This is a genomic window from Arthrobacter sp. MMS24-S77, assembly GCF_054888235.1.
In genome coordinates, this window is record NZ_JBTZRN010000001.1 from 200,907 (window position 1) to 219,567 (window position 18,661).

Here is an 18,661-nt window from a genome sequence, read left to right on the forward strand (position 1 = left end):
AGTCCTACTTTCAGAGCAACACAGACACAGAAAGGCGAGCCCATGACGCAGCCGCCACTGTCCGCGAGCCCGGAACTCTCCCCGGCCGCCGCCTTTCCCGCCGACTTCGCCTGGGGCGTGGCCACCGCGGCGTACCAGATCGAAGGTGCCGTCAACGAGGGCGGACGCGGCCAGAGCATTTGGGACACCTTCTCCCACCAGCCGGGCACCACCATCCACGGTGACAACGGGGATATCGCCTGCGACCACTTCCACCGCTGGGAAGCGGATCTCGACCTCATGGCGGAACTGGGCATCCCGTCCTACCGGCTGTCCTTGTCCCGGCTGCAGCCCACCGGCGTCGGTCCCCTCAACCCCGAAGGCGTGCGCTTCTACCGTGACCTGCTGGCGGGGTGCGCCGCCCGCGGCATCACCCCGTACGTGACGCTCTACCACTGGGACCTGCCGCAAGCCCTGCAGGACGACGGCGGCTGGCCGGCCCGGCACACGGCCTACCGTTTCGGGGAGTACTCCGGACTCGTGGCCGAGGCCCTCGGTGACCTCGCCGAGCATTGGATCACCATCAACGAGCCGATGTGCGCGGCCTTCCTTGGCCACTCCTGGGGAATGCAGGCCCCGGGCTTTAAGGATGACCGCCTTGCCGTGCGTGCAGCCCATCACTTGCTCCTGGCCCATGGCCTGGCGCTGGCCGAATTCCGTGCCCGCCGCCCTGGGGCCAAGGTGGGCATCACCAATATCATCGGCAACCTCAACCCGGCCAGCGATTCCGAAGCCGACCGCAAGGCCACGGAATACTGGGACGCCGTCAGCAACCGGATCTTCCTGGACCCTGTCTACCGGGGCCGCTACGCCGAGTCCACCCTTGCGGTCTACGGCCAGTACGGCCTGACCGCCACGGGCCAAGGGGCCTCGGCCGACGACCTCGTCCAGCCCGGCGACCTGGCCATCATCTCGGCACCCGGCGACTTTGCCGGCATCAACCACTACACCAACATGCTGGTTTCCGCGGACGAAGCAGCCCCGGGAGGGGCAAGCTGGACGCATGTGCAGCCTGCGCCGTCGTCGTTCGGTTGGTCCAATACGCCCGCGGCACTCAAGGCGGTACTCAAGCGGGTCGCCGCCGAGTACACCTCCCTTCCGCTGTACGTCACGGAAAACGGCGTCACGTTCCACGACTACGTGGATCCGAACGGCGAGGTCCGGGATCCCGAGCGGATCGACTACCTGCGCGGCTACATTTCCGCGGTGGGCGAGGCCATCGCCGACGGCGTGGACGTCCGCGGCTACTTCGCGTGGTCCTTCATGGACAACTTCGAATGGGCCGAAGGGTACGACAAGCGCTTCGGGCTGGTCTACGTGGACTACGGGACCCAGGCCCGCATCCCCAAATGGAGCGCGTACTGGTACCGGGACATCATTGCTGCCCAACGCGAAGCCGCCGGGGCCGCAGTCACCACGGGTGCCACCGCATGAGCATCAATACTTCATCCCTCAAGACAGACAAGAAAGCCACCATGGAACTCCTCACCGACCAGACCACCGACCAGCGCCTCGAGTCCCTCCTGGCGCAGCTGAGCCTGGAGGAGAAGGTGCGGTTGCTGACGGGCCGGGATTTCTGGACCACGTGGCCGGTGGAGAAGATCGGGCTGCGGCGGATGTTGTTCTCGGACGGGCCTACGGGGGTGCGTGGTGAGGTGTGGGATGAGCGGCAGCCGTCGATGAACTTCCCGTCCGCGACGGCGATCAGTTCATCCTGGGATCCCGCGATGGCGGACCGTTTGGGTGCTGCATCGGCGGTCGAGGCCCGCCGGAAGGGTGTCGACGTCGTGCTGGGCCCGACGATCAACCTGCACCGTTCACCGCTGGGCGGCCGGCATTTCGAGGCGTTCAGCGAGGACCCGGTCCTGACCGCTGAGCTCGCGGCGGCGTATGTGGCCGGGGTGCAGCGCAACGGCGTCGGTGCGACCCCCAAGCATTACGTGGCCAATGATTCGGAGACGGACCGGTTCACGGTGGACGTCCGGGTGGCGGACCGGCCCTTGCGCGAGCTGTACCTGCTGGCGTTCGAGAAAGCCATCGTGGAGTCGAAGGCGTGGCTTGTGATGAGCGCGTACAACTCGGTCAACGGCACCACGGCCACGGAGAACGTGCTGCTCGAGTCGCCGCTGAACACTGAGTGGGGTTTCGATGGCGTGGTGATCAGCGACTGGACCGCCGTGCGCAGCGTGGAAAGCGCGAAGCACTCCCAGGACCTGGTGATGCCGGGTCCGGACGGGCCCTGGGGTTCGGCGCTCGTGCTGGCGGTGAAGTGCGGAACTGTTTCGGAGGCCGCGGTTGACCGGAAGGTGTTGCGGATCCTGCAGCTCGCCGCCCGGGTGGGCGCCTTGGAAGGTTTCGAACCCGTGGCAGCGCAGCCGGCGGACCGGGAGGATCCGGTCGCGTTTGCCCGGGAAGCGTCCGTGGCCGGGACGGTGATGGTGAAGAACGACGGCGTGCTGCCGCTGGCTCCTGCTTCTGTCGGCCGGATTGCGGTGATCGGGCACAATGCCCGCCATGCCAGGACCCAGGGCGGCGGGTCCGCGACCGTGGTCCCGGAAAGGATCGTCACCCCGCTGGACGGGATCCGTGAAGCGTTCGGCCCGGAGAACGTCAGCTACAACGTGGGCGCGGTGGTGCAGGAAGGCATCGCCGAACTGCCCCTCGAGCAGCTCACCAACCCGGTGACCGGCGGCCCTGGGCTGCGGGTACGCTTCTTTGCGTCCACCGGAAAGGAACTCTTCGCGGAGGACCGCCGCTCCACCGCGCTGGTCTGGTTCGGCGGGGACGCCCCCATCGCGGAGTCCTCCATGGTCCAGTTCCACACCCACTACACGCCCGAGGAGACCGGCACCATCCGCTTGGGCTTCTCCACCGTGGGGCACGGGCGGATCTTCGTGGACGGGGTCCTTGCGCATGAGGCATCCATCGAGGCCACGGGCACGGACCTGGGCGCTGCGTTCCTGGCCCCGCCCTCTGCCTCCGTTTCGCTCGCAGCGACCGCGGGTGTTCCGCTGGAAGTGACGGTGGAACTGGACCTCGCCGGGCGCAGCGGCGCCCTGGGCAACGCCCTGGCTGTGACCATCGGGCTCGAAGCGGACAACAAGGACCCCGAGGCACTCATCAACGACGCCGTCGAAGCGGCCCGGGCGGCCGAGGTCGCCGTCGTCGTGGTCGGCACGAACTCGCGCGTCGAATCCGAAGGCTACGACCGCACCACCCTGGAGCTCCCCGGCCTGCAGGACCGCCTGGTCCACGCCGTCGCCGCGGCCAATCCGCGCACCGTGGTGGTAGTGAACTCCGGGTCCCCCGTGCTGCTGCCCTGGCGGGACGAGGTGGCCGCGACCCTCATCGGGTATTTCGGCGGGCAGGAATTCGGCACCGCCCTCGCCGACATCCTGGTTGGCGCCGCCGAACCCGGCGGCCGGCTGCCGACCACCTGGCCCGCGACCCAGGAGGACGTGCCGGTCCTCAACACCACCCCTGACGCCGACGGAAAACTGGAATACGCCGAAGGCATCCACATCGGCTACCGGGCCTGGCTCAAGGAAGGGACGGAACCGGCCTACGAATTCGGGCACGGACTCGGCTACACCAACTGGACCCTCGACGCCGCCGAAGCGCCCGGCACCGAGGTTCCCGGCGCCGTCGTGCCCCTCACGGTGACCCTGAGCAACACTGGCAACCGCGCCGGCAAGCAAGTGGTGCAGGTCTACGCCGAGCGGCCCGGCTCCGCCGTGGACCGTCCCGTGCGCTGGCTCGTCGCCTCCGCCCCTGTCTGGGCCGAACCCGGCGAAACGCTCACGGCGGTAATCGACGTGCCCACCCGGCTGCTGGCCTACTGGGACAACGGCTGGACCTACGAACCCGGTGGCTACCGCCTCCGCATCGGCACCTCAGTCAGCGATCTGCCGCTCGAAACCGTTCTCACCCTGACCGACGCAACCCAGGCCGACTCAAACCAGGACGGTGCTGCATGAACTTCCCTAACCCACTGATTCCGGGCTTCAACCCCGATCCCAGCATCGTTAAGGTCGGCGAGGACTACTACCTGGCGACCTCCACCTTCGAATACCTCCCCGGCATCCCGATCTACCACAGCACCGACCTGGTCAACTGGGACCGGATCGGACACGTGGTGGACCGGGAAGGGCAGCTCGATTCACGGGACGTGCCCACCCTTGGCGGCGCGTGGGCGCCGACCATCCGTTTCCACGACGGCCTCTTCTACGTCGCCGTCACCGATGCCATGGCGCGGGGGACCCTGGTGTTCACGGCCGAGAACCCCTCCGGCCCGTGGAGTGACGGACTCGTCATTGAGGGCGCCATCGGCATCGACCAGGACCTTGCCTGGGACGAGGACGGCACCGCCTACATGACGTACTCGGGACTCGACACGGTCACCGGGAACATCGGCGAGCACGGCGGTATCCTCCAGGTCCGCGTGGATTTGGAAGCGGGCAAGGCGCTGGAGGAGCCCCGCAGCGTGTGGTCCGGTACCGGGCTGATGTTCCCCGAAGCACCTCATCTGTACCGGCACGGCGACTACTGGTACCTCATGATCGCCGAGGGTGGCACTGAGCGCGGACACAGCGTCAGCATTGCCCGCGGAACGTCGCCGGCCGGTCCTTTCGAGGGCAACCCGGCGAACCCCATCTTGAGCGCCCGCAGCACAGACCGCCCCATCCAGAACACCGGCCACGGCGACCTCGTGCAGACGCCCGACGGCGGCTGGGCCATGGTGCTGTTGGGCATGCGGCCCAAGGGCATGACCCGGGCCTTCTCCGCCTTGGGCCGGGAAACCTTCATCACTCCGGTCACGTGGGAGGACGGCTGGCCGGTGGTCGAACCGGTCATCCTCAACCCCCGGCCCGGGGGCGGCGAGTTCGAGGACAACTTTGCGGACGCCGAGCTCGACGGCGGCTGGATCGCCGTGCGGCGGTTCCCCGGCACGTTCGCCTCCACCGAGAAGAACCCCGGGCGCCTCACCGTGGTCAGCGACGGCACCGGCCTGGACGATTCCCGGCCTTCCTTCCTGGGCCGCCGCCAGCGGTACCAGGTGGAGACCATCTCTGCCCTGGTGGACACGGGATCGTCCGAGGAACTGGATCCCCTTGCCGCGGAGGAGAGCGCGGGGAAGGGGAACGCCGGCGGCCTCGCCGTCCGTTATGACGAGGCCCACCACTACTCCATCGAACTGAACGGGACCACCCTCTCGGCACGGGCCCGGATCTCTTCGATCGAACAGAGCTGGACGCGGCAGGTTCCAGCCGGGCCGCTGGAACTTCGCATCGAAACCCGCCAGCCGGATTCGGGTGCGGGATTCGGTCACCTGAGCTCGGACACCATCGCCCTCCAAGCGGTTGTCGACGGCGAACTGCTCACCTTGGCCGAACTGGACGGCCGCTACCTCTCGGCGGAAACCGCAGCCTCCTTCACAGGACGCGTTGCCGGCGTCTTCGCGAGCCGCGGCACGGTCACGTTCGACTGGTTCCGTACCGAAGGCCGCGAACCACAGTAGGAACTCCAGCACCCACCCACCCACCGTTTTCCGAAAGGCCCATCCGTGACATCAACCTCCCTGGCACCGCAGCCAGCAGGTCTCCGCCAGACTTCTGTCAGCCGGTTCAGCGCTGAGTACCGGACTGATACCGCCTTCGTGGCCAATCCGCGGCCGCGGCTCAGCTGGGTCACCGCCACGGACAGCACGGATTGGCAGCAGACCCGTGCCGAACTGCGCTTGACCCGTGCGGGCGCTGTCGAGTCGACAGTGCACGAAGGCCCTGACTCCGTGCTGGTGGAGTGGCCTTTTGCGGCCATCGCCGCCGGGGAGCAGGTGGCAGTCGAGGTGCGGGTCTCGGGGAACGACGGCGGCACAACCGCTTGGAGCGAACCCCTGACTTTGGCGGGCGGTTACCTTGACGGGCCGTGGCAGGCCGAGGCCATCGGGCTGCCCTTCCTTGCCGGAGTGGAGATTCCGCTCGGACAGCCCGGCCAATTGCGGCACGAATTCACGGTGCGCCCGGGCTTGGCCAAAGCCACCCTGTTCGCGACTGCGCATGGTGTCTACCAGGCCGAAATCAACGGCTCGGAAGTGGATGACCAGGTTCTGAAACCGGGCTGGACGGCCTACGCCGACCGTCTCAACCACGAAACCACCGACGTCACCGCCCTCCTCCAAGCGGGGGCCAACGCCATTGGTGTGTGGCTCGCGGGAGGCTGGTACACCGAAGAGTACGGTTTCCACGGCTTCGCCAAGCCGTTCTACGGCGAGCAACCGGCCGTCAAAGTGGAACTGCATCTCGAATACGCCGACGGCACACGGCAGACCGTGGCCAGCGGGCCGGACTGGCGGGGAACCACAGCGGGCCCACTCGTTTCCAGCGGCATCTACGCGGGGGAAGCCTTCGATGCGCGGCGCATCGAGGCCGGCTGGTCATGGCCGGGCTTCGACGATTCGCACTGGCTTCCCGCTTCCGTGGACTCCGGAACTGCGGATTCCAGGGCTGCGGACTCCAAGAGGTGGGCGGAAGCAACTCCCGCCGTGGCGCCTCCGGTCCGTCGGATCGAAGAACTGCCTGTCAGGGAAGTCCTGACCACGCCTTCCGGCGCCACGGTCCTGGACTTCGGCCAGAACCTGGTGGGACGCCTCCGGGTCCGGGTAAGCGGCGACGCGGGACATCGGATCACCCTCCGCCACGCTGAGGTCCTGGAGGAAGGCGAACTGTCCCTTCGTCCTCTTCGCCTGGCTGCCGCGACGGACAGCTACACGCTCGCCGGTGGCGGGGAGGAGGAATGGGAGCCTCGCTTCACGTTCCACGGGTTCCGTTACGCGCAAGTAGACAACTGGCCAGGCGACCTGGACCCGGCGGCGATCACCGCCGTCGTAATCCACAACGATATGCGCCGCACCGGATGGTTCGAGTGTTCGGACCCGATGCTGAACCGACTGCATGAGAATGCCTTGTGGGGAATGCGCGGCAACTTCCTGGCGCTGCCCACGGACTGCCCGCAGCGCGACGAGAGGCTTGGGTGGACCGGAGACATCCAGGTCTTCAGCCCCACGGCCAGCTACCTCTACGACTCCTTGGGTTTCCTCAGTTCCTGGCTGCAGGATCTCGCCATCGAGCAAAGCCACCGTAATGGCGTGGTGCCCATTGTCGTTCCGGCGGTGCTCGGCATGCTGGAATCGCCGGTGGCCGCCTGGGGTGACGCTGCCACCGTGGTTCCGTGGGTGCTCTATGAACGCTTCGGCGACCGCGGACTACTGGGCAGACAGTACTCCAGCATGTGCGATTGGGCTGATGCGTTGCTCCGCGTCCGGGACAGCTCCGGGTTGTGGCAGGGCCAAATGCAGCTGGGCGATTGGCTGGACCCGGCAGCACCGCCGGACAAGCCCGGCGCCGCCCGTACCCACGGCGACATCGTGGCCAGCGCCTACCTTTTCCGTTCCCTCGAGCTCACGGCCAAGGCCGCGGCCGTGCTGGGCGCCGACGACGACCACGGCAAATACTCGGCCCTCGCCGAAGACGTGCGCAGCTCGTTCCTGGCCGAATACGTCACACCCTCCGGCCGCATGGTTTCCGATGCGCAGACGGCTTACTCGCTGGCACTCATGTTCGGGATCAGCACGGATCCCGTCCAGCGCCAGGCACTTGGTGACCGGCTCGCGGAACTCGTTCGGCTGGGCGGCTACAGGATCGCCACCGGCTTCGTCGGCACGCCCCTCATCGCGGACGCCCTGACGGTCACCGGGCACATGGACGCTGCCGAGCGTTTGCTCACCCAGACCGAATGCCCCTCCTGGCTTTACCCGGTCACCCAGGGAGCCACCACCATCTGGGAACGCTGGGACTCCATCCTGGAGGACGGCACGGTCAACCCCGGCGAAATGACCTCCTTCAACCACTACGCGCTCGGTGCCATTGCCGATTGGATGCACCGGACCGTTGCCGGACTGGCTCCTGCTGCGCCTGGCTACCGGAAACAGCACATCGCCCCGCGTCCGCTCCGCAGCCTGCAGCATGCCGGCACCTCACACGAGACGCCGTACGGCCTGGCCAGCGTGGCCTGGAAGCGTTCCGGCGAGCGGATCCTCGTGGAAGCAGTGGTGCCGCCGGGGACCACCGCCGTCGTTTCTTTGCCGGACGGATCCGAGGAGTTCGAGGTGGGATCCGGCCGGTACGCCTGGGACGTGCCAGACGCCGCTCCTGCCGCGGCGCACGGTGCCGTGTCCCTGGACTCGCCGCTGTCCGCCATCATGGACGATCCCGAGGCTTACGCGGCGGTCTGGCAGGCCATCGACGCGCACGATCCCACGGCGGCCGCCCAATTCCGCAAGGACACCGTGTGGTACCGCCAGACCTCCCTGAACCAGGGGCTGATCTTCACGCCTGCGCCCATCAAGGAAGACATCGGCTCCGCATTGTCGGCACTGAGCGACACACGCGCTGCCGTCCAGTCCCTTTACCCCCGAGAACTCTGAACTGAGAACCCTGAACCGAGAAGGCAAAGATGACCACTTTCACCGCTGAAAGCCCCCTGTACTTCGTGATGCGGCACGCCGAAGGCAACCGCATACTGAGCGAACGCGTCCCCACGCTTGTTAACAGCCCGGCGCTGCATACGCTCTATTTCCACGAGGTGGGCACCATCCTGGGAACCGAAGACGCCCTGCAGGGGAAGCCCGGGGAATCCGCGGAAATCCTGCGCCTCCTCGGCGAGTTGGAACCGGAGGATCTGGTTGCCCAGCGGGCCGCTGAGGCGGCGGCTGATCTTCCCGCCCCGTCCCGGGACTATGAGCAGGGCTCGGTGGTACGCGGCAGTGCGGTTGCCGAATACCCGACGGCGGCGGCCGCCCTTGAGCGCTTCGAGCTCACCCTGGCCGGTCCCTCGCACGGCAACCCGTTCACCGACGTCGAACTCCGTGCCGTGTTCACTTCTCCGTCCGGTGAGACGCTCGGTGTGCCCGGTTTCTACGACGGCGACGGCGCGTACCGCGTGCGGTTGTTGGTGCCGGAGGCGGGGGAGTGGACGTTCACCACCACCAGCAACGCACGCTCGCTGGATGCCGTCGCCGGCGCGTTCACGGCCGGCGAGGCGGTTGCCGGGGCGAAGGGCGTGGTCCGGGTGGCCGAAACCTTCCACTTCGCTTACGAAAACGGAACCCCGTACCTGCCCATCGGGACGACGTCCTATGCGTGGACGCACCAGGGCGACGCGCTGGAGAAGCAGACCCTGGACACCCTCGCCGCCGGGCCGTTCAACAAGATGCGCATGTGCATTTTCCCGAAGTCCTACCTGTTCAACGAGAACGAACCGGAGTTCTACCCCTTCGAAGGATCCCTCGCTGCCGGGTTCGACTATGACCGGCCCAACCCGGAGTTCTACCGTCACCTGGAACACAGGATCGGGCAGCTGGAGGAGCTCGGTATCGAAGCAGACCTGATCCTGTTCCACGCGTACGACCGCTGGGGCTTCTCCACGATGAGCCCGGGCCAGGATGACCGCTACCTGAAATACGTCGTGGCCCGGCTGGCTTCGCACCGGAACATCTGGTGGTCCCTGGCCAACGAGTACGATCTCCTGTTCCGCAAGACCACCGAGGACTGGGAACGCTTCGCGGGCATCGTCCAGGGCAACGATCCCAACGGGCACCTGCTGTCCATCCACAATTGCCATGCGTTCTACGACTACTCCCGGCCATGGATTACGCACAGCAGCATCCAGCGCCAGGACGTCCACAAGACGGCCGAATTCACCGGGGAATGGCGGGAGCGCTGGCAGAAACCGGTGGTCATCGACGAGTGCGCCTACGAGGGCAACATCGACCAGGGCTGGGGCAACATCACGGGCGAGGAAATGACCCGGCGGTTCTGGGAAGGGGCCGTCCGGGGCGGCTACGTGGGCCACGGCGAAACCTACATGCACCCGGCGGACGTGCTGTGGTGGGCGAAGGGTGGGGAACTGCACGGGTCCAGCCCGGAGCGGATCGCCTTCCTGCGCCGAATCCTCAAGGAAACCCCGGGCGGATTCCTCGAGCCGCTGCCCAGCGCCTGGGACGTCCCCACCGCCGGCATCCGGCACGAGTACGAAATCAGCTACTTCGGTTTCAACCAGCCCACGTACCGGAACTTCGTGATGCCGGCCGGTCGCCGCTACGAGGTGGACATCATCGACACTTGGAACATGACCATTGAAACCCTGCCGGACGCGGCAGAAGGACGCTTCCGCTTGGAGCTCCCCGGCCGCCAGTTCATCGCCGTCAGGCTCCGCGCCGCCGCCTAAGCCGGCCTCACGCGCGGCGGCCCGACTGCCGCTCCTCAGCCCAACTAACTAGCACTTAATGTCGTTTTGAGGGCTCATAACGACATTAAGTGCTAGTTAGTTGGGTGGCCCGGGCGCTACGGGGAACGCCTACCCCAGCAGCGCGTTCACCAAGCGCGCGGCCACCTTGGCGGTCCGCGAGTCGATATCGAACCCGGGGTTGAGCTCGGCGACGTCCAGGTGCAACAGCTTGCCGCTCGCGGCAAGCTGCTTGCACACGGCGCTGATGATGGGCAGCGGCACGCCATAGGCCGCCGGGGCGCTCACCCCGGGAGCCACCGACGCCGGCAGCACGTCCAGGTCGATCGTCAGGTACAACGCGTCCACGGTGTCCAGGAACCGCGCCACGAAGTCCTGCACAGACTCCGCGGAGCAGTCCTCATCCAGCAGGTACTTCACGCCGAGCCGATCCGCCGTGTCGAAGAGGGTGCGCGTGTTGTTGGGCTCGGAGATTCCGACGACGGCGTAGTTCAGTTCGCGGCCCGCGGCGGCTTCGGCCCGAGCCATCTGAAGGAACGGCGTGCCCGAGCTTGGCACCTTATCGTCCCGCAGGTCGAAATGCGCGTCCAGATTCAGGACGCCGAGGCGCTTGCCGCTCCTCACGGCCTCCGAGCCAGCCACGCCCAGGTAGCTGGCGAAAGCAGTTTCGTGCCCGCCGCCAAGCAGCACCGTGAGCTTGCCGGCGTCGAGCAATTCCGAAATCACGCGGCCCGCGCGCTCCTGGCCCGCCTCCAGCGAGCCGTCCTCCACCACGACGTCTCCGGCGTCGAACACGTCCCGGTCCAGGTGGAAAGCCAGCGGACCCAAAGCATGCCGGATCGCCTCCGGGGCGGCCGCCGCGCCAACACGGCCTTTGTTGCGCCGCACGCCCTCGTCACTGCGGAAGCCCACGACGACGGCGGGCCGGGTGCCGGCTCCCGTCGAGCCGGGGGTGTGGGGCGTCACCGCTTGCCACCAGCGGCGATGCTCGTCGCCGTCGCCGTCGAAACGGCCCGCCCACGGCGTCGGGCGGATGTCAGCGACGGCGGGTGAAATCTCCATGATTCAAGCTCAACCCATGACGGCGTCGAAAAACCCTGTTTGCACGCCGCGGGTGTCCGGTATTCCGGAAAGGGCTACTTGACGCCCAAAATTTCCTCGACGGGACCGATCCCGAAGAACAAAAGGAATGCCGCGGCCACGGCCCACATGAGCGGGTGCACTTCGCGGGCCCGGCCCTGGAAAGTGCGGATCAGGGCGAAGGAGATGAACCCGGCGCCCAGGCCGTTGGCGATCGAGTAGGTGAACGGCATGAGGGACATGGTCAGGAACGCGGGAATGCCGACGCCCCAGTCCTGCCAGTGGATCTTGCCGACCTGGGACACCATCATGAAGCCCACCACCACCAGGGCGGGTGCCACAGCCTCGAACGGGACAAGGTTGATGAGCGGAGTGAAGAACATGGCCACCAGGAACAGGAGGCCAGTCACGATCGAGGCCAAGCCGGTCCGTGCACCCTCACCGATGCCGGCACCGGACTCCACGAAGATCTGGTTGGAGGATACGGACGAACCGCCGCCGATGATCGCGCCAAGGGCGTCCACTTGCAGGACACGGTCCACATTGGGGATGTTTCCGTGCTTGTCGATGTTTCCTGCTTCCCTTGCAAGGCCCACCATGGTGCCCATGGCGTCGAAGAAGATGCTGAGCAGGATCACGAACGCTAGCAACGTGGCGGCGATGAAGCCAAGATGCTGGAATGCGCCGAGGGGGTTCGCCTTACCGATGAGCGACAGGTCCGGGGCAGCCCATTCGGTGAACTTGGGCGCGACGAGGGACCAGCCCCGGGGGTTGTAGGTCTTCCCGTCGAAACTCGGACCGATGTGCAGGGTGAATTCCAGGATGGCCGCGAGGGCCGTGGAGACGATGATGCCGATCAGGATTGCGCCACGCACCTTGCGGACCACCAAGGCGATGGTCAGGACCAGGCCCACGACGAACACCAAGGTGGGCCAGCCAAGCAGCTTCCCGTCGAAGCCCAGGCCCAAGGGGACCGTGGTGCCTGCGGCGTCCGGGATACGGCGCACGAAGCCGGCGTTGACCAAGCCGATCAGGGCGATGAAAAGCCCGATGCCCACCACGATCGCTGTCTTCAGTGCTTCAGGGACGGCCTTGAAGACCGCGGTGCGGAAGCCCGTCAGCACCAGGATCAGCATGGTCAGGCCAGAGAGCATCACGAGGCCCATCATGTCCGGCCATGTCAGGCCGGGGTGCGAGGCAATGGTGACGGCCACGAACGCGTTGACGCCCAGTCCCGTGGCCACGGCGAAGGGGTGCTTGGCCCATGCCCCCATCAGGATGGTCAGGATGCCGGCCACGAAGGCTGTGGTGGCGGCGACCGCGGGGAAGCCGAGGGACGCGCCGCTCGAGTCGGCCCCGGAGAGGATCAGGGGATTGAGGACCACGATGTAGCTCATGGCAAAGAAAGTGGCGAAGCCGCCCCGGATTTCACGCGAGTAGTTGGATCCGCGTTCCGAAATCTTGAAGTAGCGATCGATGGCTGAACCCTGTTTGAGCATGAAGGTCTCCGGGAATCGGGGAAGTGTGCTCTCAAATCCTATGCCCGCGGCTTCGGCCCTCCCACGAATTCGCCTAGTCTGTAAGGAATCCAACACCAAGGGAGTCACTCGCTCATGCGCCCCATCCGCCAGTTGCTGGCCGTCGTCGTCGCTTTTACCGCGGTCCTTTTCTCTGCCGCCCTGATCTCGGCGGCACCGGCCTTCGCGCACGACGTCGCCGAGTCAACCTCACCGGCCAACGGCTCAACGGTTGCGAGCGTCCCGGACTCCGTGTCGGTCACGTTCAACAACCGGCCGCTCCTGCTCGGTTCGCAGATCCGGGTCAACGACGCTTCCGGCCAGAACTGGGCAGATGGTTCCGTGGAGATTGTGGACGCAGTGGTGTCGCAGAAGCTGCGGCCCGGCGCCCCTGCGGGGGCATTCACCGTCATCTGGCGCGTTGTCAGCTCGGATTCGCACCCCATCGAAGGCACCTTCACCTTCACCGCGAAGGCGGGAAGTACGACGTCGGGCGGCGCCTCCTCGAGCACCCAGCCCTCCGCGCCGGTCCCCACAGCCGGCACAGTCGCTCCGGGTTCGACCACGACGCCGGACAAGGCGCCGGATGCTTCCCAGCCGTTCCCTTGGAGCATTGTGGTCTTCGCGGTGGTAGCCGCGGCGCTCCTGGTGTTCCTCGGCGTGACTGCACGACGTCGACTGGCAAGCGGGGACTCCGGCGATTCTGGGGATTCCAGGGATTCCGACCACTCTGCCGACGACGAGCCCGAGGGATCGTAAGGACCCGCTCCTTCGAACCGGGCTAGCTAAGCCAGGGCGGGAACCGCCGCAAAGGTGCCGGTAAGGGCCGCGTGGACGCTGTCCGGGTGCACTTTGGCCGAGATCGCCTGGCCCACCACTTTGGCTTGGCGCAGGACTTCCTTAGGTGTGGGCGTGGCCAATTCGCCGACGCCTACCAAGTACATTCCAATCGCACGCATGGCTGCGACGAGGTTCTGGCCGATGGCGATGCCGAGCTCGGCAAGCATCCGCCGCAACTGGCTCTGTCCGCAACGAGTAACAACTATGTGGTCGGCCAGAAGCACTCCGTGGGCGGTGTGGACTGCCCATTGGTGCGTGGGTACGCCGATTTCGTCCAAGCGATCCAAGCGGACAGCTCGCGTGGTGCTGCGCACATCGAGGCTGTGGCTGGCTGCGTAGTTGCGCAGGTGCCTCAGGATTTCGTTGCGCTCCTGGAGGCCCGTGGCGTCGGCTGCGTCGCAGCGCTGCAGGATGCCGGTGTTGAGCTGCTGCGACGCTCCGGGGGCTTGCAGCCCGTCGACCACGATTGCATCTACTCCGTAGCGGCTGAGTTCGCTGGCCACGGCCAGGCCGGACATGCCGGCACCGATGACCACAGCGGTGGTGCGTTCCGTACTCGCAGCAGGCATGGTTGACACAGCTTGGCTCCTCCTTGAAAGGTGCGTTGCCGTAGGCAACGCCGTCGGTGGCGTCCGAGTCCCCAAGCGGTCGCGAATAATGGCCGTTGATGTGCTGAAAAACACCATCCCCGGTCACCAGTGCCTCGAACATTACAGAAGAAATCGCGTGCTGGATAGCCCCGGCATCGGCATGTCCGCCAATGCATTTTTCACGCTACGATGCGGCCGAATCCAAGGCGCTCGGGCGGGTTTCCACATACGCTTCTTCCCGCTTGATTCGGCCCTTGCAAACGAGAATAGTGAGCATTGGAGACCGCAACTCACGGCAGAAAAGCGAGAAACGCGTTGTGGGCGCGGCCTCTGGCAGAATAGCCGCAACATCAGCCAGTAGTGCGAGGAGGCGGGCCCCATGGACCAGCACGGCAAACACTCTGAAAGCCATCACGCAGAGACCGAAGGCAACGGAGAGGAACCATCGATTGCCCCCGGCGGGATCGTGGTGGGCGTTGATGGCAGCGAACACGGCCAATGCGCCCTCATTTGGGCTGCCCGCGAGGCCGAGCGCAGGCAGCTTCCCCTGCACGTAGTCACGGCCTACTCCGTGCCCATCTTCGCGGCCTCCGGCTTGGACGGCGGTTATGCAACAGTGGATGATTCCGTTATCCGGGACGGCGCCGAGGCGATCGTCAAGCAGGCCCTTGAGAAAGTTTCCGGCTACGCCATCGACGTCGATGGCTCGGTGGAGAACGGTGATGCTTCCGGCGTGCTGCTGGACCTGTCCGAAACAGCCGAGCTCCTGGTCTTCGGCACCCGGGGACGTGGCGGATTCGTGGGCAGGCTCTTGGGATCGGTGAGCAGTGCCCTTCCGGCGCACTCCAAGTGCCCCACCGTGACAGTCCCGCTTTTCTGCGCGGACCGCTTGGGTGAGACCACGGAGGACAAGCACATCAAAGCTGAGCGCGCCAAGGCTGGCCCCCACGTGATCGAGAATGTGGTGGCAGTGGGTGTTGACGGTTCGGAGCAAGCCCGCGTTGCCGTATTGGAAGCCGCCGAACAGGCCCAGCGCATGGGCGCGAAGCTGCGAGTCATTTGTGCCGTACCTGAGTACAGCGGCTCGTTGGCCTGGGTTCCGGCGCCTTTGGACCGGGAGGCTCTCTTCAAGGACATCAGGGTTCAGCTGGACGCAGGATTGGCATGGCTTAAGAGCCACTTCCCCAAGCTGCCTGTGGAAACCCAGTTGCTGGATGGTTCGCCCGTGGAGGTTCTCGTGGAAGTGAGCCGGGGTGTGGAACTCGTGGTGCTCGGCACGCGCGGGCGGGGAGGCTTCGCGGGGATGCTCCTCGGTTCAACGTCGGACGGCGTCCTGCATCATGCCAAGGGGCCCGTGTTGGTTGTTCCTGACCGCGAGGATCCGAGGCTGGCAGACCGCGTCAAGTTCGGTCCCATGCTTGGCGCCGCATAACGGGAAAGCGGCCAAACAAGAGGTAAGCACTCAAACACCGGCGGAGGCAGGCAGGCGCGATGGCAGAGAATCCAGGGCCGGGGGAGGCCTCGCGCTTCATCATCGAGCTGCGCCGGATCCGGGCGACTATGCTTCCGGAGGTCGGCGGCAAAGCGGCCAACCTCGGCGAACTGATCTGGGCGGGCCTTCCGGTCCCGCCCGGGTTTTGCCTGACCACGGAGGCCTACCGGCGTGCACTGCAGCCGGATGGAAGCCCTGAGTCAGCTCTCTCGGATGTTCTGCGCAGGCTTGAGACCGTGGATCCCGGCGACCTTGAAGGCCTCGCATCCCTCGCGGCCCGCGCCAGGGATGCGGTGCTCGACGCCGGGATCCCCGCCGACGTCGAGGACTCTGTCCGCCTGGCCTACGCCGCGCTAGGCCCGGAATCCGCGGTGGCCGTCAGGTCCTCCGCGACGGCCGAAGACCTGCCCTTTGCGAGTTTCGCTGGACAGCAGGACACCTACCTGAACGTCATAGGGGCCGACGCCGTGCTGGAGGCCGTCCGCAAGTGTTGGGCCTCCTTGTGGACCGACCGGGCGGTCAGCTACCGGGAAAGCAACGGGATTGACCATGCCGCGGTGACACTCGCCGTCGTCGTTCAACGGATGGTGGACGCTGAGACTGCCGGGGTGCTGTTCACAGCCAATCCGGTGACCGGGCGGCGCCGCGAGGCGGTCATCGACGCCAACCCCGGACTTGGCGAGGCAGTGGTCTCCGGCGCCGTGAATCCGGACCACTTTGTAGTGGACTCGCTCACCGGCAGGATCACGGAGCGAAGGATCGGAGACCGCAAGCTGGTGATCCGCTCCCTTCCCGGGGGCGGTACCGAAAGGCTCGACTCGCCGGGGGCCCACGACGCGCCTGGGGTGCTGGACGCTGCGGAGCAGACCAAGGATGGACCGGCCGGAGATGCTTGCCTCAGCGACCCCCAAATCAGGGCACTCGCCGTTCTCGGCCAGCGGGTGGAGGAACACTACCGGGCGCCCCAGGACACCGAGTGGGCCATCGATGGCGATGGCAAACTGTGGCTCACCCAAGCCCGTCCCATCACCACGCTCTACCCGCAAATGACCCACCAACCCGCGGTCCCCGGCCCCCACGCGTACCTTTGCTTCAGCCTTGCCCAAGGCCTTACCCGTCCCCTGACTCCCATGGGCCTCGCCGGCATCAGGCTTATGGGGTCCTCGATCGCTGGCGCGGCGGGATTCCGGATTGCTGAACCGCGGAACGGGCCACCGCCTTACTACGAGGCCGGGCAGCGCATCTATATCGACCTCACCTCGGTGCTCCGGAGCGCCACAGGCCGGGCCATCGTGCCCAGGATCTTCGACGTCATGGAAGCGCGCTCGGCGGCCGTCATGCGCGCCCTGTTCGAAGACCCGCGTTTCGCTGTCACCAGCAGGACGCCGCTCAAGCTGATCAAGCACGTTGCCCCGATCATCCTCCGCTTCCGCCTTCCGGAGATCCTGTTCCGCGCCCTTTTTCGGCCGAACGCTGCCCTCGGCAAGGTGCAAGGAATAGGCCCCAACCTGAAAGCTGCGTTCGAAATATCGGCCGGTTCCACCCCCCGTGAAAGGCTTGACCACGCCGAGCGGATACTGGGCGAAAAATTGTTCCCCATACTGCCCAACACCTTGCCACCGGTAGCGCTCGGCTTCGGGATGATGGGGCTGGTCCGCAAGCTACTCGGCCAGCAGGCCTCCTGGGTCGAGCTCCAGACAATCATCCGCGGCCTGCCCAACAACGTCACCACGGAAATGGACCTTGCGCTGTGGCGGCTCGCGACCAGCATCCGTGACGACGCCCCTTCCGCGGAGACCTTCATCGGCGGCGAGCCCGCCGCCCTTGCGGAGAGCTACCGCGACGGCGGGCTGCCCGCCGTCGCGCAATCGGGATTGACCGCGTTCCTGCGCGACTACGGGCACCGAGCCATCGCGGAAATCGATCTGGGCATGCCCCGCTGGTCCGACGACCCCACCCACATCATCGGAGTGCTGGTCAACTACCTTCGCTTGGACGATCCCCGCCTGGCGCCGGACAAACAGTTCGAGAAAGCCGCCCACGACGCCGAGGAACAGGCTGCAGTGCTGGTGGCCCGCGCGCGGTCCAAGAGTCCGCTCCATGCCAAGATCGTGAAAATGGCACTTGAGCGGACACGGATGTTCGCAGGACTGCGTGAGCTTCCCAAGTACAACCTTGTGCTGGCCTTCGCCGCGGTTCGCGCCCAGATTTCGAAGGTGGGAGAAACCCTCGCGGACGCGGGAAGCATCGATCACGCCGGAGATGTTTTCTTCCTGGATTTCGATGACGCCCGCCTCGGCCTGGATGGCGCGGATCTCCGTGACCTAGTAGCGCAGCGCCGGGAAGATTACGAGCTTGAACTGAAGCGCCGGCACGTGCCACGCGTGTTGCTCTCGGACGGCACAGAGCCGGAAGCCCTGCCCTCCGGGTTCCTGCGACGCCGGACTGGCGCTTTGGCGTCGGACGGCGCACCGATGCCGGATGGCGCGCTGCTGGGAACCCCGGCTTCGGCGGGATCGGTGACTGCGGTAGCCAGGGTGATCATGGACCCGGTGGGCGCGCATCTTGAACCCGGGGAAATCCTCGTGGCTCCCTCCACCGATCCCGGCTGGACGCCGCTCTTCCTGACTGCGGCAGGACTCGTGATGGAGATGGGCGGACCCAACTCCCATGGCGCGGTCGTAGCGCGTGAGTACGGGATTCCGGCGGTCGTGGGCGTCCCGGATGCCACCTCCCGGATCAGCTCAGGCCAAACGATCACGGTGGACGGTGCCACGGGGACGGTGGTACCTGAGCCCTAG

11 protein-coding genes are annotated in these 18,661 nt (G+C 66.4%); 8 read left to right on the plus strand and 3 right to left on the minus strand.

All coding sequences use genetic code 11. The annotated features are described in order from the left end of the window. The first annotated feature begins 42 nt into the window (after positions 1-42). Genes ACX5I4_RS00980 through ACX5I4_RS01000 form a run of 5 tightly spaced genes read left to right on the plus strand, consistent with a single transcriptional unit; the run spans position 43 to position 10,323 of the window. Positions 43-1,473 (plus strand): GH1 family beta-glucosidase, encoded by a 1,431-nt coding sequence (locus ACX5I4_RS00980; protein ID WP_461835008.1) that lies wholly within the window; start codon positions 43-45, stop codon positions 1,471-1,473. Between the two features lie 41 nt (positions 1,474-1,514). Continuing rightward, on the plus strand, positions 1,515-4,016 hold the full coding sequence (locus ACX5I4_RS00985) for a beta-glucosidase family protein (protein ID WP_461838617.1): 2,502 nt from the start codon (positions 1,515-1,517) through the stop codon (positions 4,014-4,016). Beyond that, on the plus strand, positions 4,013-5,557 hold the full coding sequence (locus tag ACX5I4_RS00990; protein WP_461835009.1) for a glycoside hydrolase family 43 protein: 1,545 nt from the start codon (positions 4,013-4,015) through the stop codon (positions 5,555-5,557). Before ACX5I4_RS00985 ends, ACX5I4_RS00990 begins: the two co-directional genes overlap by 4 nt. Before the next feature lie 45 nt (positions 5,558-5,602). Then, a complete protein-coding gene (locus tag ACX5I4_RS00995) occupies positions 5,603-8,521 on the plus strand; it encodes a family 78 glycoside hydrolase catalytic domain (protein WP_461835010.1) in 2,919 nt (972 codons plus the stop codon). Between the two features lie 29 nt (positions 8,522-8,550). Beyond that, the gene (locus tag ACX5I4_RS01000; RefSeq protein WP_461835011.1) at positions 8,551-10,323 is read left to right on the plus strand and encodes a DUF5605 domain-containing protein; all 1,773 of its coding nucleotides are present in this window, start codon (positions 8,551-8,553) and stop codon (positions 10,321-10,323) included. Between the two features lie 129 nt (positions 10,324-10,452). Here the strand turns inward: ACX5I4_RS01000 and hutG are convergent, their stop codons facing one another. Beyond that, the gene (hutG, locus tag ACX5I4_RS01005) at positions 10,453-11,403 is read right to left on the minus strand and encodes a formimidoylglutamase (RefSeq protein WP_461835012.1); all 951 of its coding nucleotides are present in this window, start codon (positions 11,401-11,403) and stop codon (positions 10,453-10,455) included. Positions 11,404-11,477: 74 nt separating this feature from the next. Further along, positions 11,478-12,920, minus strand: coding sequence for an NCS2 family permease (locus ACX5I4_RS01010; RefSeq protein ID WP_461835013.1), 1,443 nt, complete (start codon positions 12,918-12,920; stop codon positions 11,478-11,480). Positions 12,921-13,034: 114 nt separating this feature from the next. Here ACX5I4_RS01010 and ACX5I4_RS01015 point away from each other — a divergent pair, with 114 nt between their 5' ends. Beyond that, positions 13,035-13,697, plus strand: coding sequence for a copper resistance CopC family protein (locus ACX5I4_RS01015; RefSeq protein ID WP_461835014.1), 663 nt, complete (start codon positions 13,035-13,037; stop codon positions 13,695-13,697). Between the two features lie 26 nt (positions 13,698-13,723). On the opposite strand, the gene ACX5I4_RS01020 is transcribed toward ACX5I4_RS01015, so the two are convergent. Next, positions 13,724-14,347 carry an NAD(P)-binding protein gene (locus tag ACX5I4_RS01020; RefSeq protein ID WP_461838618.1) on the minus strand — a complete coding sequence of 208 codons (624 nt, stop codon included), beginning with the start codon at positions 14,345-14,347 and terminating at the stop codon, positions 13,724-13,726. 400 nt (positions 14,348-14,747) lie between these two features. Here ACX5I4_RS01020 and ACX5I4_RS01025 point away from each other — a divergent pair, with 400 nt between their 5' ends. Beyond that, complete coding sequence (locus tag ACX5I4_RS01025) at positions 14,748-15,800, plus strand: universal stress protein (protein ID WP_461835015.1); 1,053 nt, start codon at positions 14,748-14,750, stop codon at positions 15,798-15,800. A 59-nt stretch (positions 15,801-15,859) separates the two neighbouring features. Next, entirely contained in the window at positions 15,860-18,661 is a 2,802-nt protein-coding gene (locus ACX5I4_RS01030) for a PEP/pyruvate-binding domain-containing protein (protein WP_461835016.1), read from the plus strand.